At 36.7% G+C, this 23,112-nt stretch carries 18 protein-coding genes, 1 other RNA gene and 1 pseudogene; 7 read left to right on the top strand and 13 right to left on the bottom strand.

Annotation, left to right across the window (positions count from 1 at the left end; all coding sequences use genetic code 11):
- Positions 1–371: 371 nt before the first annotated feature.
- The gene (locus ACFIK7_RS09780; protein ID WP_375660868.1) at positions 372–701 is read right to left on the bottom strand and encodes a hypothetical protein; all 330 of its coding nucleotides are present in this window, start codon (positions 699–701) and stop codon (positions 372–374) included.
- A gap of 412 nt (positions 702–1,113) precedes the next feature.
- On the opposite strand from ACFIK7_RS09780, the pseudogene ACFIK7_RS09775 reads away from it, so the two are divergent.
- A pseudogene (locus tag ACFIK7_RS09775) lies at positions 1,114–1,548 on the top strand (integrase); the annotation flags it as partial.
- A 249-nt stretch (positions 1,549–1,797) separates the two neighbouring features.
- Here the strand turns inward: ACFIK7_RS09775 and ACFIK7_RS09770 are convergent.
- From ACFIK7_RS09770 to gshB, 11 genes are all read right to left on the bottom strand, one after another.
- Positions 1,798–2,418: a ribonuclease D gene (locus ACFIK7_RS09770; RefSeq protein WP_273790559.1), complete on the bottom strand. Its 621-nt coding sequence runs from the start codon at positions 2,416–2,418 to the stop codon at positions 1,798–1,800.
- On the bottom strand, positions 2,411–3,805 hold the full coding sequence (locus tag ACFIK7_RS09765) for a M20/M25/M40 family metallo-hydrolase (protein WP_375663291.1): 1,395 nt from the start codon (positions 3,803–3,805) through the stop codon (positions 2,411–2,413). The genes ACFIK7_RS09770 and ACFIK7_RS09765 overlap by 8 nt, the downstream gene beginning before the upstream one ends.
- Before the next feature lie 84 nt (positions 3,806–3,889).
- The gene (gene mutM, locus ACFIK7_RS09760) at positions 3,890–4,765 is read right to left on the bottom strand and encodes a bifunctional DNA-formamidopyrimidine glycosylase/DNA-(apurinic or apyrimidinic site) lyase (protein ID WP_375643403.1); all 876 of its coding nucleotides are present in this window, start codon (positions 4,763–4,765) and stop codon (positions 3,890–3,892) included.
- A gap of 275 nt (positions 4,766–5,040) precedes the next feature.
- The gene (locus tag ACFIK7_RS09755; RefSeq protein WP_375637607.1) at positions 5,041–6,288 is read right to left on the bottom strand and encodes an aminopeptidase; all 1,248 of its coding nucleotides are present in this window, start codon (positions 6,286–6,288) and stop codon (positions 5,041–5,043) included.
- Between the two features lie 177 nt (positions 6,289–6,465).
- Entirely contained in the window at positions 6,466–7,299 is an 834-nt protein-coding gene (locus ACFIK7_RS09750; protein ID WP_375663290.1) for a cell wall hydrolase, read from the bottom strand.
- 548 nt (positions 7,300–7,847) lie between these two features.
- A complete protein-coding gene (gene phoU / locus ACFIK7_RS09745; protein WP_273790564.1) occupies positions 7,848–8,570 on the bottom strand; it encodes a phosphate signaling complex protein PhoU in 723 nt (240 codons plus the stop codon).
- Between the two features lie 21 nt (positions 8,571–8,591).
- Entirely contained in the window at positions 8,592–9,350 is a 759-nt protein-coding gene (pstB, locus tag ACFIK7_RS09740; protein WP_273790565.1) for a phosphate ABC transporter ATP-binding protein PstB, read from the bottom strand.
- A 51-nt stretch (positions 9,351–9,401) separates the two neighbouring features.
- Positions 9,402–10,691 carry a phosphate ABC transporter permease PstA gene (pstA, locus tag ACFIK7_RS09735; protein WP_273790566.1) on the bottom strand — a complete coding sequence of 430 codons (1,290 nt, stop codon included), beginning with the start codon at positions 10,689–10,691 and terminating at the stop codon, positions 9,402–9,404.
- Complete coding sequence (gene pstC / locus ACFIK7_RS09730; RefSeq protein ID WP_273790567.1) at positions 10,688–12,148, bottom strand: phosphate ABC transporter permease subunit PstC; 1,461 nt, start codon at positions 12,146–12,148, stop codon at positions 10,688–10,690. Before pstC ends, pstA begins: the two co-directional genes overlap by 4 nt.
- A gap of 75 nt (positions 12,149–12,223) precedes the next feature.
- Positions 12,224–13,270 (bottom strand): substrate-binding domain-containing protein, encoded by a 1,047-nt coding sequence (locus ACFIK7_RS09725; protein ID WP_375631060.1) that lies wholly within the window; start codon positions 13,268–13,270, stop codon positions 12,224–12,226.
- Between the two features lie 132 nt (positions 13,271–13,402).
- Entirely contained in the window at positions 13,403–14,350 is a 948-nt protein-coding gene (gshB, locus tag ACFIK7_RS09720; protein WP_375657907.1) for a glutathione synthase, read from the bottom strand.
- Positions 14,351–14,437: 87 nt separating this feature from the next.
- Here gshB and ACFIK7_RS09715 point away from each other — a divergent pair, with 87 nt between their 5' ends.
- Positions 14,438–15,232: a molybdopterin-synthase adenylyltransferase MoeB gene (locus tag ACFIK7_RS09715; RefSeq protein ID WP_375663289.1), complete on the top strand. Its 795-nt coding sequence runs from the start codon at positions 14,438–14,440 to the stop codon at positions 15,230–15,232.
- An 822-nt stretch (positions 15,233–16,054) separates the two neighbouring features.
- Here the strand turns inward: ACFIK7_RS09715 and ACFIK7_RS09710 are convergent.
- Positions 16,055–16,618 carry a c-type cytochrome gene (locus tag ACFIK7_RS09710; protein ID WP_375632302.1) on the bottom strand — a complete coding sequence of 188 codons (564 nt, stop codon included), beginning with the start codon at positions 16,616–16,618 and terminating at the stop codon, positions 16,055–16,057.
- A gap of 104 nt (positions 16,619–16,722) precedes the next feature.
- On the opposite strand from ACFIK7_RS09710, the gene ACFIK7_RS09705 reads away from it, so the two are divergent.
- The 5 genes from ACFIK7_RS09705 (at position 16,723) to ACFIK7_RS09685 (ending at position 23,110) form a co-directional block, all read left to right on the top strand.
- Entirely contained in the window at positions 16,723–17,454 is a 732-nt protein-coding gene (locus tag ACFIK7_RS09705; protein ID WP_375657910.1) for a 3-deoxy-manno-octulosonate cytidylyltransferase, read from the top strand.
- Positions 17,451–18,314 carry a prephenate dehydratase gene (locus ACFIK7_RS09700; protein WP_273790573.1) on the top strand — a complete coding sequence of 288 codons (864 nt, stop codon included), beginning with the start codon at positions 17,451–17,453 and terminating at the stop codon, positions 18,312–18,314. Before ACFIK7_RS09705 ends, ACFIK7_RS09700 begins: the two co-directional genes overlap by 4 nt.
- 538 nt (positions 18,315–18,852) lie before the next feature.
- Positions 18,853–19,260, top strand: a complete 408-nt coding sequence (locus tag ACFIK7_RS09695) for a hypothetical protein (RefSeq protein WP_375613320.1) — start codon at positions 18,853–18,855, stop codon at positions 19,258–19,260.
- 1,588 nt (positions 19,261–20,848) lie between these two features.
- Positions 20,849–20,946, top strand: an RNA gene (gene ffs / locus ACFIK7_RS09690) — signal recognition particle sRNA small type.
- 223 nt (positions 20,947–21,169) lie between these two features.
- Positions 21,170–23,110, top strand: coding sequence for a DNA polymerase III subunit gamma/tau (locus ACFIK7_RS09685; RefSeq protein WP_273790575.1), 1,941 nt, complete (start codon positions 21,170–21,172; stop codon positions 23,108–23,110).
- Positions 23,111–23,112 lie beyond the last annotated feature (2 nt).

Genomic DNA, 23,112 nt, shown 5'->3' with positions numbered 1-23,112 from the left:
TTACATGCAATTTCATTACATTTGCTCTTTGTTTTTAATTTAGGCATTTATTCCTTTTTGACATACTTACCATTTTTTTCTTCTCTCAACCTTATAGTAAAGTCTTTTTCAGAGCTTCAGCCTTATTTGTAGGCTATCATTTCATACTCCTTTACAAGACGAAATTGAAAAAAATACCTAAAGACAAACAACCGGTATGATAAACATTAAAACTTATATAGAAATCTCCTTAAAGCTGAAAAAATGAGAAATCTTTCTTAAAGTTTTCAAACCACCCCTTGCTTTAAAAATCATGAATTTGGCAGAAAAAATATCCCTCTTTTTCAACTTCAAAGCATATATTATACTTCTTGATGTTGTTTTTTCACTTTTTAAAAACTCATTGGACCTCGTGCAAATGGGTTTGGCCGTCCTCTTTTCCCTGGTCTTCTTTTAGGATAATGATCTCTTTTTTTACCAGAATGTAACACAGGTACTAACTTAGCTGCTGTTATGCATTCGCTGTTATTTGTGCAAGAAAGTTCTATCTGAAAAACTTCAGATAATAACTTGCGAAGCTGTTCAGCAGAAAAAAGACCTATTGGAGGAACAGCCGAAGATGCTCTCTGTATAAGGTTTTGAGACGCTAAAAAACTTGCACCTTGAGCCATAGAGATTGAAGCAAAAGTAGCAAAAGCTGTAATAAAATATTTTATATTCATAAATTTAACCTCATCAAATATTCATAATGGATTTTATCTAGTACCTTCATTGCAAATTTCTAGAGAAAAATAATATGTTTATAGATAAAAAGTGAAAATCCTTAAAAATAAAGCTTTGGAGCATTTTGCTTTTAAAATAAAAGCAAATTGCCCTGCTCTGCCAACATAGAAATTACTTATTGAGTAATAAATAAAGGCACGAAGTATCGTCTGAAAATAATAAACTATACGAACTTCATATAATATACTGATTTATAATGATAATTTAGCGTTATTCATATTGACTGAGAACCCTAAACATCATAAGATTCTCTCATTCAAAATCTTTTTCATGTTGAATCAATTAAAACCATTTGTTTGCACGTTATAAGTTGGAAGAGCTGTGTGGATAAAAAACACTAAAAAGACTAAAATGTCTCTTATGAACCGTGCCAAGGGCTACACAACATTGGGAGTTGGCAAAGTGGTGTGATGGTAGCAGCTTGTTACTCCGTAAGCGTAAAAATGGGAGTGCTCAATGAATTTTATATCATATTTTTGGGGGCTTTATCGTTATACCATTCATAAGCGCCGCCGTAAAATGGATTTGGGTGCCGGTTTCTTTAAAAAAGCACATGAATTAGCAACACAAATATATTCCGTTTAGGGCGTTCTGTTTTACACGAAGAACGTAAATCCATTAAAAACATGAGGCAATGCGTAATCTCTATTATTTAACAGACATTGCTTTAAATACTTTTGAAAGTCGTAAAGCCGAATTAAAAATGATGGTAAAGATGAGTTTTGGTTTTTACATTTACACATTCATATTCTCCCCCAATTAGGCTGTATACCGGTTGCAGAGATTTAAGTCTTCCAACCTACCGTATGTTTTCAGCCTCTCCTCAAAATTGCTTTGTTTCAAATAAAAGCTGTTACAAAAATAAAAAATATGAATTCGCAAAAGTACTTTTATTACCTAAACTTCAAATGAAATAGCACTTAAGAATTTATTATAATTCTTATCAGAAAAGATGAGAGGATAAAATGTCCATAATGTACAAGCATTTTGTCCTCTCACATCAATAATTAACTCCATTAAAAGCCAATTTTAAAGTTAGCTATGCGCAAAAATATCAACTTCCGCCCATCCTAAAAGATCAAGCCTAGCTCTCATAGGCAAAAATTGAAAGCATGCCTTGGCAACATTTTCTCGCTCTTCACGTCTTAAACGTTCTTCAAATATAACCTTTAAACGATGCAAATATAACACATCCGACGCAGCATATTCAATTTGCGCCTGTGATAACGTTTCTGCCGCCCAATCCGAAGATTGTTGCTGTTTAGAAATATTCACATTCAGCAATTCATTACAAATTTCTTTCAAGCCATGACGATCCGTGTAAGTACGCGTGAGTTTCGAAGCAATCTTTGTACAAAAAATAGCCTCTGGCATAACACCAAATGTATGTGCTAAAATAGCAAGATCAAAACGCCCAAAATGGAATATTTTTACGACTGCTTTATCTTTAAGAAGCTTGACCAAATTAGGTGCATTCTTTTGTCCTTTAGCAATCTGTATAATATCGGCAGTACCATCTCCAGAAGAAAGCTGAACAACGCATAAACGATCACGATGGGGTTGTAATCCTAAAGTTTCGGTATCAATCGCAACAGCATCAGTTTGATAATTATCTAAGTTTGGTAAATCACCTTGATGAACACGAATCTCAGCCATTTACCCTCCTATTTGCTAAAGCTGCAAGAATACGCGCCCAAGACCGCTGCCCCTTATGAAATGATTTTAAATTATACTTTTCATTAGGCGAATGAATACGGTCATCAGCCAGTCCAAAACCAACCAAAAGAGTTTCCATGCCAAGAATTGACCGAAAATCTGCTACAATTGGGATCGAGCCCCCCATGGCTGTCAAGACAGCAGGCACTTCCCACTCTTGTGATAAGGCATCCTTCGCCTCCTTGATAAAAGATGAATCATCAGAAATCTGAAGTGCCGGAGAAGAACCGTGATTCTTAAACTCAACCTTACAATCAGCAGGAATTGAGCTACGTACATAATCACGCAACGCTTGGCGTATTTTCTCTGGATCTTGCTTATGCACCAAACGACACGATACTTTTGCACTCGCTTGAGAAGCAATAACCGTTTTCATCCCTTCCCCTTCATAGCCGCCACTAATACCATTAATTTCCATGGTAGGACGTGCCCATACAAGCTCTAAAATGCTCCGCCCTTTTTCACCAGCTGGAACGGAAAGTCCTATAGGACCAAGAAAATTTTCAGCAGTACAATTAAGCGCATTCCATGATTGTAAAATATGTGGAGGTGTTTCTTCTACTCCATCATAAAAGCCAGGAAGTGTTGCCCTATTATTTTCATCGTGAAGTCCTGCTAAGATTTTCGTTAAAATACGAATGGGATTAGCTGCTACTCCTCCAAAATAACCAGAATGCAAATCACGATTAGCTGCTGTGATAATAATCTCTTCTGCCATAATTCCCCGAAGAGAAAGAGCAATAGATGGAGTATTCGCATCCCACATTGACGTGTCACAAACCAATGCATAATCTGCCTTAAGTTCATCTGTATTTGCTTTTAAAAAAGGAATAAGGGAAGGAGAAGCACTCTCTTCCTCGCCTTCACATAAAATAGTAACTTTAATGGGTAGCTGCCCTGTTTCTTTCTTAAATGCACGACATGCTTCAATAAAAGTCATCAACTGACCTTTGTCATCTGAAGCTCCACGAGCACAAATAACTTTCTCTCCATCTCTCTCTTTTAAAGAAGGTGTAAATGGATCATCCTCCCATAAACTCAATGGATCAACAGGTTGAACATCATAATGTCCGTAAAACAACACATGCAAACAATCATCTGAAGGTCCAGGATGATGCCCAACAACCATTGGATGCCCCAGTGTATCACGGCGTGAAGCCTCAAAACCGATGCTTTTTAAATCCTCTACTAACCAATCAGCTGCTTTACGACATGCATCCTTGTAAGCCGAGTCTGTAGAAATCGATTGAAAACGTAAAAGAGAAAAAAGGCGTTCAAGGCTCTTCTCTATATTTCCATCAAGATGTGTTAGTACTTTATTCAGCATAAAAAAAACCTTTCAAGCCTTGTGTAATTATATTATAGATACGATGACTTTAAGCCTCTTGTAAGATTTTGCAAGACGCCTTATTCATTTTTGACATTGTGAGCAGTAAAAACTTGAACGTCCAGCCTGTAAAATGCGCATAATAGGCGCTCCACATTCCAAACATTGCTTGCCTTCTCGTCCATAAACTGAAAAAGCATGCTGAAAATAACCAAGTGAACCATCTATATGCATATAATCACGTAAAGAAGAGCCACCAGACAAAATGGCTTCAGAAATCACATTGCGTATATTTTGTGCTAAAGAATCTGCAAATTCACGTGCCCGTGCCGTTTGTGATGCCAATGTAAATGCACCACGTTGTGGAGACAAACGACTCCGCCAAAGTGCTTCGCAAACATAAATATTCCCAAGACCTGCAACAATAGACTGATCAAGTAAAACACCCTTGAGAGACATTTTTTTATTAACAAAAGCCTTTTGTAAATAACGACCAGAAAACGAATTACTCATAGGTTCAAGACCTAGCTTATTTAAAAGTGGATGTTCATAAAGCTTATCCGTATCGACTAAAAGCATAAACCCAAAGCGACGCACATCATTATAAATAAGACGATAAACGTCACCATTCTTTGTCTGAATATCCATGACAAAATGATCATGCTTAACCAATTTACTTGTCGTTGAAAAAACTGTTCTTAAAAGATCATTCTCTATACGCCATGAACCAGACATTCCTAAATGGCTTAAAATCGTTTCATTCTGAGAAAGATGAAATAATAAATATTTTGCACGCCGACCAAGTTCTATAATTGTTCTGCCAATAAGGCGCTCAGAAAAAGCCTCAGGAAAAGGAAAGCGCAAATCTCTACGATTAAGTTTGACAGATACTATCTTTGCATCAGTTACAACGGACTCAAGTCCACGACGAACTGTCTCTACTTCAGGAAGCTCAGGCATTACTCTTCTTTAATAATTATACACTTTCCAATCGTATCTCTGATAAATTGACTTCTTCCCACCCCCCTCAAAGAACGAAGACTTCCTCTACATCTACTAAACAAATTCTTGATGAGTGGATTTTACTTGGATTCCTACTCATGTGAATCATTTAACTAAATGCTTTATGGACAAACCCTGCCTTGAATATATACCACACACTCTAAAATACTTAACGTATCAATGAGGCTTACATCCCACCCCACCTCAAATGACCGTGTTTTATGGTAACAAAATTAAGCCCATTCACCCTTACGAAATACAGGAACTCTTACACCATCTTGGGTAATGCCATCTATGTCAATTTCGCCAGAACCAATCATCCAGTCAATATGAATGACACTTTTATTCCCACCACGTGCTGCAATCTCTTCTGACGTCAATGATGCCCCATCTAAAAAGCATTTGGAATAACACTGACCTAAAGCAATATGACATGCAGCATTTTCATCAAATAAGGTATTATAAAAAAGGAGGCCACTCTTAGAAATTGGTGAAGAATGGGGCACAAGGGCAACTTCGCCCAACCGGCTTGCACCCTCATCACTTTGCAAAACCTGCTGTAAAACTTCTTGGCCTGTTGATGCACGAGCCTCAACAATACGCCCTGCGTCAAAACGTACTTCAATATTATCAACCAGAGTTCCTTGATAGGAAAGGGGCTTTGTTGAGCGAACGAAACCTTCAACCTTATGAGCATGAGGAGTCGTGAAAACTTCTTCTGTCGGAATATTCGGATTGCAAATAACACCATTTTGAGCAACAGATGCACCGCCATGCCATTCATGATCATCTGCCAAACCAACCGTCAAATCAGTTCCTGGCCCTGTAAAGTGTAAGGCAGAAAAACGCTGCTCATTAAGCCAAGATGACCGTTTTTTCAAATGTGCATTATGGACAGTCCACGCCTGTACCGGATCTTCTTCTGTAACACGTGAAGCAGAAAAAATTGCATCAGCTAATTTTTTAATCGCCTCATTAAGCGATAAAGAAGGAAACATTGCCTCAGCCCATCCTGCTGTTGGATAAGCAACAATCGACCAATTCATAGCAAAATTTGATATTTGCTTGAGTGCCGGCTGATAAGCTATTGAAGTGGCTTTATTTAAACGTGAAACCTTATCAAAATCCTGATTAGAAAGGAGCAAAGGATTATCCCCAACAATCGCTAAACGCGCTGCCCCATTTTCAAAAGCCTTCGCCATTCCCTCATAAAGCCAAGAAGGAGCACAATCAAAACTAGCTGTATGGGCATTTTCAAACCGTGTAAGCGATAATATATCATCACTAAAAATTGGTGTAATGACACCAGCACCAACCTTATAAGCATGATATGCAATACGCCGAACAAAAGGTAACGCTGAAACTGGAGCAGTTAAAACAAGATCCTGCCCCTCTTGTAAATTCAACCCCACTTTCACTGTAATTTCTGCAAGACGATTAAGCATTTCAGGCAAAATCGTCTCATGAATATCAAAGTACATTACCAATACCCTTCTTTAAATAGAATGCGTTCTTTATGTTGTCATATTATAAATTGTTTTTCAGATCCTTTGAGTTCGCTTTCTCTATGTATATTTATGCGTATCATTATCGCTAAAATTCACTTAATTCATAAACCGCAATGGGTATATCATCCTTCTTTGGTCATGAAAAACTTACTAGTTCCTGTGTCGTTTTTCTAACATTGCAACAATTGCATTTAACTGATCAGATGAAGGTAAAGCCATAATCGTTTTATTTTCCTCTTTCCTAGCTAGATGTTGAGGTGCATAGGCAGGGATAGGAACTTTATCAAGCTGTACCATAGCAAAAGGCGCTGGATGTGACGTCTTGGATTGTGCTACTTCTGTCGAATGAGATGTACTTTTCTCTGCCTTTACTCCCCTACTCTCTAAGCCTTCATCTATAAAGCTTGGCGCATGACCAGAACGTTCTTGAGCAAAAGCATAAGCAACATCATAAGGGCGATTATTTGTAGGAACTTGAAGTGCCCCATCACTTGATCGTTTTTCATAAAAAGCATTTCCCCCTGCAACCTGAACATAATGCATGTTTTTATACGGAAAAGACAAACCAGCGGTATGAAAAAACTTAGCGTGTTTAACTTTCTTATCTCGTTCACCCCGTAAAACGGCATCAGCTGCCTCTCTTACACGAGCAACAGATGCTTTCTCCGTCATAGGACGCGTTAAAACACCAGGAGCAAATTGCCTATATTGACCAACAACACCACAAATCGTCTTAGGATAGGCGGTTGAATTAACACGATTCATAACAACCGTCCCAACGGCAATCATTCCTTCACGGCTTGTGCGATTTGATTCAAAATACATCGCTCGCATAAGACATTGACGCTCTGTCAATGGATATGTAACCGTTTTTGTCTTATTATTATTTATTTTTCCAGTATCTAAATGATTTGAAGCACACCCCACAACAACTAACGGCGCTACACAACAGGTAACAAATACATTCCAACGATTTTTTTTCATCTTATGCAACACATTCCTATAATCTCTGAGATATTCAAGTCTTGAAATGAGCTTTAAATGTATCTCTCAATAAAGTACATAGCTAATTGTTACCACTCAGCAAAATTTTAATACAAGAGGTAATCAAAAAGTATCTATGCAAAATAAAAAATAAAAAACTCTTAATTTACAGATCGATATTGTTATTCTTCATGGTTCAATATAGGCTATAATAACCCATACGTTTCAATTATAGTAAAATAACGCTATCCATTTCTTCTACATACGAAAAATAATACAGATACCCCCTTTAATATAAAATTTTAACAAAATGATCTGAAAGGAAATTCCCCTAGAAAACTCCCCTCCGGCCACAATACGAGTGATGATATCATCTAATATACAAATATGTCAAACCAAGAGTTAGCAATCTGCCACGCTTCTCTGAAAAAACTCTTTGTTGCTTCTTTGTGCTTTTCCATAAGACGGTTATCTTATTCTTTCTATAGCTGCACTGTAAGAAAATACTCACATATCTACAAACTTATTTTATACATATAAGAAAAATTTTAATCTATTTTCTTCTCACCTACTCCAACTTTATAAGTAAGGTCATCGCGAGGACGATCAGAGGACATATGGTAACCCGTTATGATATAATGCAGCATTTCAGCAATATTAGTAACATGATCACCAATTCGTTCAATATTCTTTAAACAAAACAGTAAGTGCGTACAAACCGTAATATTGCGCATATCTTCCATCATATACGTCAAAAGTTCACGAAAAAGAGAAGTATACAAAGCATCAATCTTCTCATCACGCTCACGCACCGCGTCAACACGCTCTAATAGGCGACTCGTATAAGCATTTAAGACTTCTTTTAATTGATTGAGTGCTAAAGCTGTAATTGTTTCAAGCCCATGATAAACAGAAGCAGATTGTCGTATTTCTGAAAGTGCAACCGTCCTTTTAGCAATGTTTTTGGCCATATCCCCAATCCGCTCAAGATCAGAAGAAATACGAATGGCTCCAATAATTTCACGCAAATCGACAGCCATCGGTTGGCGTTTGCAAATAATAGCAACCGCTTTTTCATCAATGTCACGTTCTGCTTCATCTAAAAATACATCATCGGCAATCACTGTCGTTGCAAGTTGAAGATCACTACACACAACCGATGCGACAGAACGTTCAATCATCCTTTCTGCATGGCTCCCCATTTCTATAATCCTTGCTCTTAAATATTTTAGTTCTGCATCATAAGAACGGACAGTATGGTTCATAGACATATCTTACACTCCTCAATTCACCTATCCAAAACGCCCCGTAATATAATCTTGTGTCCGTTGCTCTTTTGGTGAGGTAAAGATCATTTCAGTCGCACCAACTTCTACCAAATGCCCTAAATGAAACATAGCCGTATATTGAGAAACACGTGCAGCCTGTTGCATAGAATGCGTTACGATAACAATTGTATAATTTTGCCGTAATGCATCGATAAGCTCTTCAATCCGTGCTGTCGCAATAGGATCAAGAGCTGAACAAGGCTCATCCATCAAAATAACTTCAGGACTAACCGCAATAGCACGTGCAATACACAAACGCTGTTGTTGTCCCCCTGATAAACTTGTTCCAAGATCATGAAGACGGTCTTTTACTTCTTCAAACAAACCTGCCTGCCTCAAACTCTTTTCAACGACATCATGCAATTCAGAGCGCGTTTTTACTAAACCATGAATGCGTGGACCATACGCAACATTCTCAAATATAGATTTTGGAAAAGGACTGGGCTTTTGAAAAACCATTCCAACACGAGCGCGCAATTCTACAACATCAATCCGTGTGTCATAAATATTCTCCCCATCTAAGGTAATAAGACCGGTTGTTTTAGCGCCTTCAATCGTATCATTCATACGGTTAAAACAACGCAAAAAAGTCGACTTTCCGCATCCTGATGGACCAATCAAAGCAGTTACTTGATGTTCAGGAATATCAAGTGTAATACCGTGGAGTGCTTCTTTGTCTCCATAAGAAACCTTCACATCCTCACCACGCATTTTAATCTTCATTACAAAAATTCACCTTACAAAAATCTTATCAAAGTTGTTATTTTATTAAAATTACTGGCGGCGTTCAAATCGTCGTCGTAAAAAAACCGCAGAAATATTCATGATCGCAAGAAAAATCATCAATACAATAATAGCACCTGATGTCTTTTCAACAAAAGCACGCTCTGCTTCCCCCGCCCACATAAAAATTTGAACAGGCAAAGCCGTTGCTGGATCCATGGGGGTCGTAGGAATATTAACAACAAAAGCAACCATTCCAATCAAAAGCAAAGGAGCTGTTTCACCCAAAGCCTGAGCAACTCCAATAATTGTGCCTGTCAAAATGCCAGGCGCTGCTAAAGGAACAACATGATGAAAAATCATTTGTGTTTTTGATGCTCCCAGTCCTAAAGCTGCTGCACGAATAGAGAGAGGAACAGCACGCAGAGCAGAACGTGTTGCAATAATGATCGTGGGAAGAGTCATGAGCGCTAAAACAAGACCACCAACAAAGGAGGCTGAACGTGGTAATCCTAAAAAATTAACAAAAAAAGAGAGTCCTAAAAGACCAAACACAATCGAAGGAACAGCTGCAAGATTATTGATATTAACCTCTATAAAATCTGTAAATTTATTTTTGCGTGCATATTCTTCCAAATAAAGAGCCGTTGCTATGCCTATTGGAAGTGAAACTAATAAAACGATGCCTATCATATAAAGAGAACCAATAATCGCAACACCTAATCCCGCAGTCTCAGGACGACTTGAAGCGCCAAATGTAAAAAAACCAATATTAAATGTTTTATGAAGCGTACCATCATGCGCTAAACGTTTTATCCATTCCACTTGTCGATTAGAAACTTTACGGTTTTTTTCTGCTACACGCAGATCAATCTGTCCCTTATAAGCAGAATCAATATCCGCAGATGCCAAAACTTTAACTTTTTGCATTGTGCCAATCAATTTTGGATTCTTTGTCACCATTTCACGTAGTTGAACGCGGACACCATTTGAAAACATACGGTTAACGTCCCGAAGAGAGGCTCGATCATTTTGATTGATATTAAGTTTCTTCGCTAAAGCATTGCGTACAAGAAGTGGATAATTCGCCGTCATGAGAACTTGTGGTTTTGTTTTACGTTGACCACTTGGATCGATGATCTTTTCATCCAAATAAATCGACAATGTCATTTCACTTTGAAAAAAAGCTGTATAACCCTGACTAATGATAGACCATAAAAGCGCAAATAAAAAAAACAAACCAATAAAAATGGCAATCAAACCATAGGCACGAAAACGACGTTCAGCCCAATATCGACGCTTGAGACTAATATTGCGACGAGGAAAAAAATCTTCATTCATTCATATTGTTCCCGATATTTACGCACAATATAAAGAGCCAGAATATTCATCAAAAGTGTCATAACAAAAAGCGTCATCCCTAAGGCAAAAGCCACCAGAGTTTGTGGAGAATTAAACTCAAAATCACCGGTCAATTGATTAACAATCTTAACAGTCATCGTAGTCATTGCTTCGAAAGGATTGAGTGTTAAGTTTGCTGCAACACCTGCCGCCAAAACCACAATCATTGTTTCTCCAATTGCACGCGATGCCGTCAACAAAATAGCCCCCATAATCCCTGGAAGCGCTGCTGGTATAACAACTTTTTTAATTGTTTCAGATTGTGTTGCGCCTAAACCATAAGAACCTTCACGTAAAATGCGTGGAACAGCCGTAATAACATCATCCGATAAAGAGGAAACAAAAGGTATCAACATAATTCCCATCACAACTCCAGCGGTCAAAACACTTTGTGCCATAATAAAACCAACCCCACCTGAGAGAGAAACAGAAAGATCACGTAAAAATGGTCCTACAACCTTCAAAGCAAAAAAACCATAAACAATGGTTGGGATGCCAGCAAGAACTTCCAATAATGGTTTTACAATTGCTCGCAATCGCGCAGAAGCATACTCAGCCATATAAAGAGCTGAAAATAGTCCTATAGGTACAGCAAAAAGCATGGCAACAAATGCAATATAAAGCGTACCAGCAAGAAGCGGTATTAAACCAAATTGTCCTACTTCATCGCCTGAACCGCTCGCGGAAAAACGTGGATCCCAAACTGTTCCTAAAAAGAAATTTGAAAAGGATACAGACTGAAAAAAGCTTACTGTCTGAAAAAGCATAGAAAGCGCAATGGCTATTGTTGTCAAGACTGCAACAATAGATGCACAAATCAATCCAATAATAATAAAAGATTCAACCTTATTACGCGCACGTTGATGAGGCGCAATTTGCATCATTCCACAGATAAAACCAAAGGACGCAATAGCAAAAAGGAAAACATAACCTATAAATTTAAGCTTTTCAGAAGAAAATACCCACGACTGTGCTATTTTGAACACATCATCCGATGCTTCATCGGGTAAAATCCATCCCTTCGCGAGTAATTGTGCCTGCACTTCCTTATAGGAAGCGCTAGAAAGATTCCCCTCAAAACGATGAATCTTTTTGACGAGACTTCGAAGTGTCTCCCAAAGTAGATCGTGATTTACAGGCTCTGTTACATGCGCACTATACGCCTCAAGCTCTCGAGAGGCATTATATTCTAAATAAATTGTACTCCCAGCATCCCAAACAATTAAAAAAATAAAAGCTGGAATAACAGTAATCAAAAATGTCCACCAGCCATAATAATACGCACGAGAATGCATTTTATGTTGTCTGTATTCAAGAATGCGTGCTCGCATATAAGAAATACAAAAACCACAAAATCCAAAAATCAATAATAACAAAATAATAAAGGAAATGCGCATTTTATCTTTCAGTTTTTATAAAAAAATAGCATCCAAATTTCCTATCCCAGAAATCCAACAATTTTTCCCTGCAAATTATTTCAATGTCATTACTCGACCAGCAGAAAAATCAGAACGCTGTGCTTGACGCTCCTTTTCAGGAGAAACAATCAAACCATATTCAGCCAAAGGACCCTCTGGACCAATCATTTGATCAGAAAGAAAAAAGTCAACATACTCTCGCAAACCTGAAATAATACCTAAATGTGCTTTCTTAATATAGAAAAAAAGCGGACGAGAAACCGGATATTGTCCACTAGAAATCGTCTCAACTGTTGGCGCAAAACCGTTAATATCGGCAACTTTTAGTTTATCAGCATTATTTTGATAAAAAGACAAACCAAAAATACCAACCCCTGTTTTATTAGAAGTTAGACGCGCAAATGTTTCAGAATAATCACCATCAATATCAACCGCTTTTCCATCCTTACGTACCGCAATACAAGCAGTGTGTATCTCCTTATCATCCATTCCTAAAGACTTCATCACTTCAACTGCCCCACTCTCTTTACACCCCTTAGTAAGTAATTTTTCCTCAAAAACTTCACGTGTCCCATGCTTCTCCCCAGGAATATACGCTGCTATCGTCCAATCAGGAAGAGCACTATTGACTGCACTCCATTTCAAAACATTATTCGGTTGCAACTTTCCGTCTATAATAATTCGAGCAGCAAGGGCTTTATAAACATCTACTGGCTGTAATTTCCAATCAGGTCCCTTAATATCAGTTGCAAAAACAATGCCATCATACCCAATACGTATTTCCTCAACATCTTTTACACCAGCATCAAAACAAGACTGTAATTCACTCGGTTTCATTGCTCGCGAAGCATTAACAATATCAACAGTGTTCTCCCCAATACCACGGCAGAATTCCTTAATACCAGCTCCTGTTCCACCCGATTCGATAACAGGAACCTTAAAATGAGGATAAATTTCTCCAAATGTTTCAGCAACAATCTTTTGATAAGGTAAAACTGTAGATGAACCAGTAATCTGTATTTGATCGCGCGCATTGCCTCCATTTGCTGACAGCAGTAGCGCAAAAAACAATCCCACTCCAATTGATAATACTCTGTTCATCTATAAGCTCCCTAAAAATTGAGGATAAAGCCTCTTAATTTATATCATACGGTCATTCTAGTTCACATTTGCAACATAACAAATATAAAAAACAACATGGATCATTTTTTAAAACCATGTTTTTGTCCTCTGTCAAATAAATTCATTTGAACGCTTGAACTCAATAACATCCCAAAACAAATGAGCAACATCTGTACCGCAGAAGCGTTTAATTTCACGAATTCCCGTAGGAGACGTCACATTAATTTCTGTTATATAATCTCCAATCACATCAATCCCCACAAAAAGAAGACCTCGTTCCTTTAAAGCTGGACCAATGCGTTCACAAATCTCATAATCACGTTTTGTTAACTCAACATTTTCCGCGCGGCCTCCAACATGCATATTAGAGCGCACATCTGTTTCTGTCGGAATTCGATTAATAGCTCCAACAGGTGTACCATCAAGCAAAATAATCCTTTTATCTCCTTTTCGTACTGCCTCTAAATAGCGCTGAACAATAAAAGGTTCGTGATAAATTTCTGCAAACATTTCCAACAATGATGCTAAATTGCGATCATCTTGTTTTAAATAAAAAATACCAGCGCCCCCATTTCCATAAAGTGGTTTAACAATAATATCGCCAAATGTCTCTCTAAAAGCTGTTATTTCTTCAATATCTTTGGTAATTAATGTTTCTGGCATCAGATCAGAAAATTCAGTCACAAAAATTTTTTCTGGACTGTTGCGTACCCATGCCGGATCATTCACAACGAGTGTTTTAGGATGAATACGTTCTAACAAATGAGTCGTTGTGATATAATTGAGATCAAAAGGTGGATCTTGGCGTAAAAGAACCACATCCATATCTGTTAATTCCGTGCGAACAGGCTTTTCTAATTTATAGTGGCTTCCCTCTTTATCATGTACAATCAATGGCTCTAGTCGTGCAATCACACAACCATCATACAGAGATAAACGATCTGGTGTATAATGGAAGAGAGAGTGTCCACGTTCTTGTGCTGCTAAAGCGAGTGCAAATGTCGTATCTCCTTGAATCCGAACTGTTGAAATATGATCCATCTGAATGGCAATTTTCATAAATAAATCCTCCCTATCCTAAAAGCAGACTGGTCTAAGCATCATAAACTTAGTAAACAATAAAAGAACTATGACAAGAGAAAATTTATGACAAAAGAAACAGATACAAAATTAAACAACAAAGAAATCGAACGCTATGCACGCCACATCATTTTGCCTGAAATTGGTGGTGCAGGGCAACAAAAGCTAAAAACAGCACGTGTTCTTGTTGTGGGCGCTGGTGGTCTTGGTGCTCCTGTCTTAACCTATTTGGCTGCCGTAGGTGTTGGAACCCTTGGAATTGTCGATAACGACATCGTTTCACTTTCCAATTTACAACGCCAAGTTATTCATAAAACAAATGCAATAAACAAAAGCAAAACAGACAGTGCCGAAACCACTATAAAAGCAATAAATCCCCATGTTGTAGTTGAAAAACACACCCTACGCTTAGATAAAAGTAATGTGGATAAACTGCTCAATGCTTACCACATCATTGTTGATGGAAGTGATAATTTTACGACACGCTATCTTCTTGCTGATCACGCTGCCCAATGCAAAAAACCCTTAATAAGTGGTGCTGTAGAACGTTTTAATGGCTCATTAACCGTCCTTATGCCGTATAAAGACAATAATCCTCACTATCGCGATTTATTTCCCACCCCTCCAGCTCACGGGACTATCCCAACATGCGCTGAAACTGGAATAATCGGTGTTTTACCTGGCGTTATTGGGACCCTACAAGCAATGGAAGTTATTAAAATGATCACAAACATCGGAGAGCCATTAGTAGGAAAGATTCTTCTCTATAATGGATTATTAGCGCAATTTAATATTATTACTTATAAACGCTCAAATTATAAAGAAAATGCCGTAGCTCTTAAGAATCTTGGAGAATCATGATTATGTTCTCTCTTCCACTAATTTTTAGCACTCTCGCAATATGTATTAAAATACTAATATTTTATCGCAAGTCATCAAAACATTGTAACCAATGAAACCTATTAAATTTATCACAAATATGGAAAACCTTTTGTGAAAAAATAATTCTCTATAATGGATTATCAGCATAATTTCATGTCATCGTCTATAAATGGACAGAGACTCGTGGGAACGTAGCTGCTATCAGTATTCTTGTGTAAAAAATTTTCGACGTAGATAAAAATACAATCAGCAGAACTCTATTCAACTATTTTACTATTCACACATAAAAATTGTTTCACATGAAAGTGCTTACTTCAAACCATAACCTATAAATAAATAATCTAAGTCACATTTTAGTGATTGATACTATAGAAGGTCAATGATCTGTCCGTACATCTCTAACCTCAAGAGAAAACGTCTATTCATCAAGCATCATAAAATGCAGCTTAGGATTATTGCACGTATAAGAACAATCAATTGTCTCTGATACATGGAAATTGATGTAAAAGTACATGGGGATTGATGTGCATAGAAGGATTAAGATAAACCTCATGGAGAGCTTTAATTACATAATTATCGCATTCAGAAGCAGAAAGTTGCGGCTCATGAATTGATAATCCTTCAGCAATAATTTCACAGACAAGTATATGTAGAAAAAGTGAAGCAAACAAATCTTGAAAACCAATCTGCAGATGACAGCGTAAAGAGTGCATTTTTATAAAAGAGCTCTTTTTATAAAACCGTGAAACTAAAATTACAAAAAGTCAGACTTCTTTCTAAAATTAACATCTATGGTATAAGTTAATTTGGCTCGTTCGCTTTATTATTATCCATTGGTAAAGGAACAGGATGATCGGATAAACTGCGTAAATAAAGCAAAAGATCGGCACGATCTTGATCATTTTTAATTCCACGAAAAGACATAATGGTCCCAGGAAAAGCTTCACGTGGAGAATGTAAATAACGATCTAACGTTACAAAATCCCATTTTTGATCAGAATGAGCACGTAATGCCCGTGAATAAGCAAAACCTGCTGCTGATGCCAAAGGGCGGTTAACAATCTCCCAGAGGACTGGACCAACACGCCCTGCTTCATTGCGTCCAGATGTGTGGCATATGGCACATTGGCGAAAAACTTTACGGCCATTTTCAAAATTGCCTTGTTGAAGGCGGCTATTTAGTGATAGGGAAACATCAGGTGCTTTTTGTTTTTCTTGAAATATATCATTCTTGGCAACTGTATGATGATATTGGACTGATGTAGGATGATCGTAAATTATATTGCTGAGTGTGGAAATCCCCACAACAGCGACCAGCACACATAAACAAGCACAAATAAAATAAATAAATCTCCGGCGATTCATAAAAACTCAAATGTTCACGGTTTCATTACCATTTTTAGTCTAAGCTTTTTCTTTATAACACACAACATCATAAATGCATCACAGATGACATTTGGAATCTTACAATGGCTCTTAAACCAATTATTCTTATTCCTGCCCGTATAGGCTCAACCCGTCTTCCTCAAAAAGCTCTCGCTGAAATTGGCGGAAAACCGATGATTGTTCATGTCGCAGAACAAGCCAAAAAAGCTGGAATAGGACGTACAATCGTTGCAACAGATCATAATGATATCGCTAAAGCTGTTGCAGATTATGGACATGAATATATCATAACACGAGGTGATCATAAGTCTGGATCTGATCGTATTTATGAAGCTTTAATGCGCATTGATCCGGAACAACGTTATAATGCCATTTTAAATGTACAAGGTGACTTACCAACAATAATGCCTCGTGAAATCATTCGTGCGCTACGCCCTTTAGAAAATAGCTTTACTGATATTGCAACCTTGGGTGCCAAAATCATTGAAGAAAATGAAACAAGAGATCCCAATGTTGTCAAAATCATTGGTACACCGCTTTCTCAAAATCGCCTTCGTGCTCTTTATTTTACGCGCGCCACAGCACCCTATGGAGACGGTCCTCTTTATCACCATATTGGAATATACGCCTATAGGCGCGAAGCACTTGAGAAATTTGTATCATTCAAACCCTCACCACTTGAGAAACGTGAAAAACTTGAACAATTACGTGCATTAGAAAACAACATGCGTATTGATGTGGAAATAGTCGATACAATTCCCTTAGGTGTAGACACACAACATGATCTCGATAGAGTTTGTGAGATTTTAGCATGAAAATACTTAAAAAAACCAATAAAATTTCTTTCCAAGGAGAATACGGCGCTAATTCCCATATTGCTTGCTCCAATATGTTCCCCAATATGGATGCTGTTCCCTCTGCTACTTTCGAAGACGCCCTTAATTTAGTGGAAAGCGGGAAAGCTGATCTTGCTATGATCCCTATTGAAAATACCCTTGCGGGACGCGTTGCAGACATTCATCATCTTTTACCGCAGTCATCTCTTTATATTATTGATGAATATTTTTTACCTATCCATTTTCAACTCATGGTTTTACCCGGCGTTACACATGACGAAATTAAAACTGTCCACAGCCATACGCATGCCCTTGCACAATGCCGAAAAATCATACGAAACAACGGTTGGAAACCTGTTGTTTCTGCTGACACCGCTGGAGCTGCAAAATTTATTAAAAAAAATGCTAAACGTTCACAGGCTGCCTTAGCACCTTTAATCGCAGCAGAACTCTATGGACTTGATATTCTTGAAAGAGATGTTGAAGATAACCCTCATAATATTACCCGTTTTGTCATCCTTTCACGCTCCAAACGACATGTCCCCAAACCTCAAAATGGCGAAAAAATCATCACCAGTCTTCTTTTTCGAGTGCGCAATGTCCCCGCTGCTCTCTATAAAGCTATGGGAGGATTTGCAACGAATGGTATCAATATGACAAAATTAGAAAGCTATCAAATTGGTGGAAATTTCAATGCAACACAATTCTTTGTTGATATTGAAGGGCATCCTGAAGACCCGATGATGAAACTTGCCTTAGAAGAATTATCTTTCTTTTCTGCAGAACTGCGTATTATCGGTACTTATCCAGCACAAAACGATCGAACATCGTATATATAAAAGCAATTAGGCTGCTATCATTCTTTGCTGATATCAAAGAGCATCGTAAAAATTTCATAATGCAACGTATCTTGAAAGAGCTCGGTTTTTTTCTACTCAACACCCTTCATAAACACTGAAGAAGAAAAAACGGCTCATAAAAGAATATATAAATTATTTCCATAATATTTTTTCACAAATTATATCATGATAAAAAGCACTTCAACTTGTATAAAAACCAGTGTAAAAAAACACAGTAACCAAAAATAAAAACGCTTGTACCATCTATTTCCCTTTATATATTCAAAGAGAGCTTCTTGAGAAAAGTCATTTCCTCTGACAATATTCCAATAAAGATAACGAACTTCTAAATTAGCTCTCAAAACAATTCAAATTATTATACATAATAGAGCATTCAAATCTCTTAGATTAATGTCATTCTAAACATGGTTTAAAGCTAGAAAATGCAACTTAGCCCTGATTTTAGCGTTAAGTTTGAGCTTTTATCTTTATAAAAATTGATTTATGATTCACCTCACTTTAGAAAAAGGAGAGGATAATGAAAAAAATCTTCATGCAAGGATTATTAGCCGCAAATATTCTCGCCTACTCTAGTGGTGCGTTTGCTGGCTTTGGTGAGAGAAAATGGAATTTTGGGCTGGATGAAAGTGTTGTGATCATCCCATCCGATACAATCCATCAAGGAGCTGAATACTCTTGTAGTATCTTTGAACCAAAGAAAGTATCCTTTACTTTATCGTACTCTACCCCTTCTGATTTAAACAAATTGAGAATTGCTGTTGATGATGAAAAGAAAATAACCCATGATAAAGAAAAGAAGATCTTTATCCTAAAAAATATAAAATCTCTTCATATAAGTTTTCCTTCGTCAGGACATTATATTTTTAAAAATATTACGAAGAAAAAAGTTGTTGGAACAAATTGTGACACAGGAGATTATGATTAACAATATTTCTATAACATCTAAATTTTAGTAGATTTATTTTTTTTCAGTTATTTTTTTCAAAATACAGCATAATGAGCCATTAAAACTTATCGCTGAAGAGGTGTTTTTATCCTAATATGGCAAACCTTAAGTTGCTCATAAGGTTAGATATTAAGGAACTTTTACGAAAACTAAAAGACTAAATTTAAATTGTTCTGTATTTTCTACTATCAGAGCTATTTTTTTAATAAGAATATGCTTCTCTCTTCGCAACTGCTTCATTTTAAGTGATATAAAGCACATCGTACCCAAATCACTTAGATAAACGGAAAAGTAAAATTTGCTCTACAGATGCATTCCTCACTGCACTTTAAGTCATACTCATTCAGCTTTTTATAAAAATTATCTCGCTTTTCCCTCCTTATTAAAGAATATATTATTTGAAACTATAAAATGTCGCTTACTATCGAATAAGAACCATTTTTATGCTTATAAAATCAGTATCCCCTTATTTCTATAGCGTTGAATGTTGCATCTTCTCTTGTATGAGTACAGCCCCTTAAAAAATATATGAAATCTTTTCTCAAATAATGAAACTTCATATATTGACCCACCTTGTGATGAACATCAATGTTTTTTAATTAAAAGAACAAGCACGCAAAAAAAGAGCGATAACATCTATTCAGTATTTATATATTTATATTATGTTAAAAGAAAAAATATTACATATTTTATATTCTCATTCACTATAGAAATGAGGTGGTACTCTTATAAGATACTGGCTTATCATTATACGACTTTGATTTTCTTATACTGAATTAAAACCACGAATAAAGTAAGATCCTCCCATCTTAAATCTCATATTAAATCCATTAAAATCGTTTCTTTGAAAGTTACAAATGGGATTGGTGTGTGAGTAAAAACGATTAAAAAAAGGAATAAAAATGCTTCTTATAAAGCCTCTCAAGTACAAGGGATCGCAACATTGGGAGTTGTTAAATAGCATGAGGGCTAAAATTTATACTTTGTATTAAGCATAAAGAGGGTAGCGCAACTATAGATTTATAACTCAAGGGAAGCATGTATACTATTTATGAGTGGCGTTTGAAATATAGTTAAGAGTATTGAGCAATCGCTCTTTAAAAAGCCTATGAATGTACAACATTAAATATATTCTGTTTGGGATGTTCTGTTTTGTGTGAGATGAGAAACACCATTAAAGCAATATTTTATAATTCTTTAAATAGCACTCTTCCCCCTGACTTTCGAATGTTAGCCAATTACATGATCTATCTGCTTTATTTGCTTCTTTGACTATTGTAAATTTTTGATGATTCAATTTCGTAGTTTTAGAACAGATGTATCTATCCTAAAACTCTTACATGTTTCAGCGAATGAGAATAATTATACATTCAGACTATCTTAAGCGAAAAAATATTTTCATACCAAATAAATATGAAGAGCTACTGCTATAAAAACTGGTAAATCCACAATCTCTTTGTTGTTTATATGTCAATAAATTAAACGCAAAGGAAAATTCTTCGTCGTTCTTAGGATATTTTTCGTTTCTGATCTTGATTTTTCATTCCAAATCGACAATATGAGCTTGGGAGGTTGGTGGTGGACGAACTACTCGCCAACTGGGTCAGGTCTGGAAAGAAGCAGCCCCAACGAGTTCTGGTACGGGTCATCGTTCCAACCTCCTATTTTGCTGAAGAAATTATTTTTTATGCTGTCTTTTAGCGAGGTATTTTTAATCTTCAGAGCAGCATTTGTATGCAGCAAATAAAGGGGTTTTGTTATTTTTAAACAAATTGTCCCATAAATAATTTGATTAAGAAAAAATCCTTTTATATGAGACTACAGTATTGATCTATGCTTTTGTATTATCAAAATGTACGCATAAAGAACTTCGAAGTTGGAAATACTCATGGAAAATTTACCGGTAGAAACAGCCTATCGTGTTCTTGCTCGTAAATATCGACCAAAAAACTTCTCTGACCTCATTGGTCAGGAAGCTATGGTGCGTACTCTCACCAACGCCTTTGAAAAAGGTCGTATTGCACAAGCGTGGATGTTAACAGGGATTCGTGGCGTAGGTAAAACCACAACAGCACGTATTTTGGCACGTGCGCTTAATTATAAAACAAAAGATATTGATCAACCAACAACCGTATTGGACTCTCTTGGAGAACATTGCACACAAATTATCGAAGGACGCCATATTGATGTTATAGAAATGGATGCCGCTTCTCATACGGGCATTGATGATATTCGTGAAATTATTGAACAAATACGCTATCGTCCTGTTTCTGCACGCTATAAGGTTTATATTATAGATGAAGTACATATGCTCTCAACACAAGCCTTTAATGGTTTATTGAAAACTCTTGAAGAACCACCGTCCCATGTGAAATTTATTTTTGCCACAACAGAAATTCGCAAAGTTCCTATTACAATTCTTTCGCGTTGCCAACGTTTTGATTTGCGACGTATTGAATCAAAAGCTTTGAGTGCACATTTGCGTCAAATTGCGAAATATGAAAAGGTAGAAGTAGAAGATCAAGCACTCTCTATGATTGCCCGTGCTGCAGAAGGATCAGCACGTGATGCATTATCCATTTTTGATCAAGCAATCGCCCATAGCAATGGCAATGTTAATGCTATTGCGGTGCGTACAATGTTAGGATTAGCGGATCAAGCACGTATCATTGATCTTTTTGAATTTATTATGAAGGGCGATGTTGTCAATGCGTTACATGAATTACGCAGTCAATATGAAGCAGGTGCTGATCCTCTTACTATATTGACAGAACTAGCCGATTTTAATCATCTGGTCACACGTTTACGTTTTACACCAGAAATAGTGGAAGATTTCTCTCTAACTGAAGAACAACGTTTAAGAAGTTTAGACTTTTCAAAAAAACTTTCCGTTCCTATTTTATCCCGAAACTGGCAAATGTTACTCAAAGGTTTACAGGAAGTTAATCAAACTGCACGTCCTCTTCAAGCCGCTGAAATGCTTTTAATTCGTCTTGCTCACACGGCTGACTTACCAACTCTTGATGAGGCTTTAAAAAAGCTTACGCAAGAAAAAACGCCTCTCACACTGGTTAAAAACTCTTCTCATCAAGAATCTACAAATGCAAATAATATAACAAAAGAAACAATGGTCGGAGCCCATGCTTCCTCGAGCGTTTCAAATACATTACCCGATCAATCAGATTTAAAAAGCTCTTTGAAAAACCAATTAGATCATTCCTTACAACCGGAAAATTTAGTTAAAAATCAAAACTATGACAAAATCAACGCCCAAGAAGTAACAGAAATTCTAGAAACTTCTCCATCTACTGATCTTTCTGAAAAGATTGTAAATTTATCGCATTCTGTCACGCAAACAACAGAAAAGATTACTGAACCTAAAACTCTCGTGATTAATTCTTTGCACGATATTGTTCAATTAGCCGAACAGCATAATGACACTCCTTTCAAACTCCTTATTAAAGAATTTGTTCATCCTGTTTCTTTTGAAGCTGGGCATATTACCTTAAGACTTTCTGAAAATACCCCACAATTTCTTGCTCATGATATAGAAAAAAAGATATCTCAATGGACAGAAAAACGCTGGACAATAACTTTTGTTAATGAAGGAGGTGGCCCAACCTTACAGGAGGAAAGTATAGCGATTCAAAAGACTCTTTTTTCTAATGCAGAAACAGATCCTGATATTGCGAAAATCCTCAATCATTTCCCAGAAGCAAAAATTGTCGATATTCGACTCAATAAAGAAGAAAATGATCTTGATTTACTCTCCAATACCTTTAAAAATGCTGATATTTTTAAAAATAAAAATGATATCAATGATGAATAAGG

Origin of the sequence: Bartonella sp. CL266QHHD (assembly GCF_042195355.1) — a bacterium.
In the GTDB taxonomy this organism is placed as follows: Bacteria; Pseudomonadota; Alphaproteobacteria; order Rhizobiales; family Rhizobiaceae; genus Bartonella.
This window is presented reverse-complemented; position numbering and strand designations above follow the sequence as displayed.

Excerpts from the sequence above, each read along its gene's own strand:
- ACFIK7_RS09715 (WP_375663289.1), top strand. The coding sequence starts at position 14,438 with ATGACAAAAGAAACAGATACAAAATTAAACAACAAAGAAATCGAACGC.
- ACFIK7_RS09705 (WP_375657910.1), top strand. The coding sequence starts at position 16,723 with ATGGCTCTTAAACCAATTATTCTTATTCCTGCCCGTATAGGCTCAACC.
- pstA (WP_273790566.1), bottom strand. The coding sequence starts at position 10,691 with ATGAATGAAGATTTTTTTCCTCGTCGCAATATTAGTCTCAAGCGTCGA.
- ACFIK7_RS09750 (WP_375663290.1), bottom strand. The coding sequence starts at position 7,299 with ATGAAAAAAAATCGTTGGAATGTATTTGTTACCTGTTGTGTAGCGCCG.
- ACFIK7_RS09780 (WP_375660868.1), bottom strand. The coding sequence starts at position 701 with ATGAATATAAAATATTTTATTACAGCTTTTGCTACTTTTGCTTCAATC.
- ACFIK7_RS09725 (WP_375631060.1), bottom strand. The coding sequence starts at position 13,270 with ATGAACAGAGTATTATCAATTGGAGTGGGATTGTTTTTTGCGCTACTG.
- ACFIK7_RS09695 (WP_375613320.1), top strand. The coding sequence starts at position 18,853 with ATGAAAAAAATCTTCATGCAAGGATTATTAGCCGCAAATATTCTCGCC.
- ACFIK7_RS09770 (WP_273790559.1), bottom strand. The coding sequence starts at position 2,418 with ATGGCTGAGATTCGTGTTCATCAAGGTGATTTACCAAACTTAGATAAT.
- phoU (WP_273790564.1), bottom strand. The coding sequence starts at position 8,570 with ATGTCTATGAACCATACTGTCCGTTCTTATGATGCAGAACTAAAATAT.
- pstB (WP_273790565.1), bottom strand. The coding sequence starts at position 9,350 with ATGAAGATTAAAATGCGTGGTGAGGATGTGAAGGTTTCTTATGGAGAC.
- pstC (WP_273790567.1), bottom strand. The coding sequence starts at position 12,148 with ATGCGCATTTCCTTTATTATTTTGTTATTATTGATTTTTGGATTTTGT.
- ACFIK7_RS09700 (WP_273790573.1), top strand. The coding sequence starts at position 17,451 with ATGAAAATACTTAAAAAAACCAATAAAATTTCTTTCCAAGGAGAATAC.
- mutM (WP_375643403.1), bottom strand. The coding sequence starts at position 4,765 with ATGCCTGAGCTTCCTGAAGTAGAGACAGTTCGTCGTGGACTTGAGTCC.
- gshB (WP_375657907.1), bottom strand. The coding sequence starts at position 14,350 with ATGAAAATTGCCATTCAGATGGATCATATTTCAACAGTTCGGATTCAA.
- ACFIK7_RS09755 (WP_375637607.1), bottom strand. The coding sequence starts at position 6,288 with ATGTACTTTGATATTCATGAGACGATTTTGCCTGAAATGCTTAATCGT.
- ACFIK7_RS09765 (WP_375663291.1), bottom strand. The coding sequence starts at position 3,805 with ATGCTGAATAAAGTACTAACACATCTTGATGGAAATATAGAGAAGAGC.
- ACFIK7_RS09685 (WP_273790575.1), top strand. The coding sequence starts at position 21,170 with ATGGAAAATTTACCGGTAGAAACAGCCTATCGTGTTCTTGCTCGTAAA.
- ACFIK7_RS09710 (WP_375632302.1), bottom strand. The coding sequence starts at position 16,618 with ATGAATCGCCGGAGATTTATTTATTTTATTTGTGCTTGTTTATGTGTG.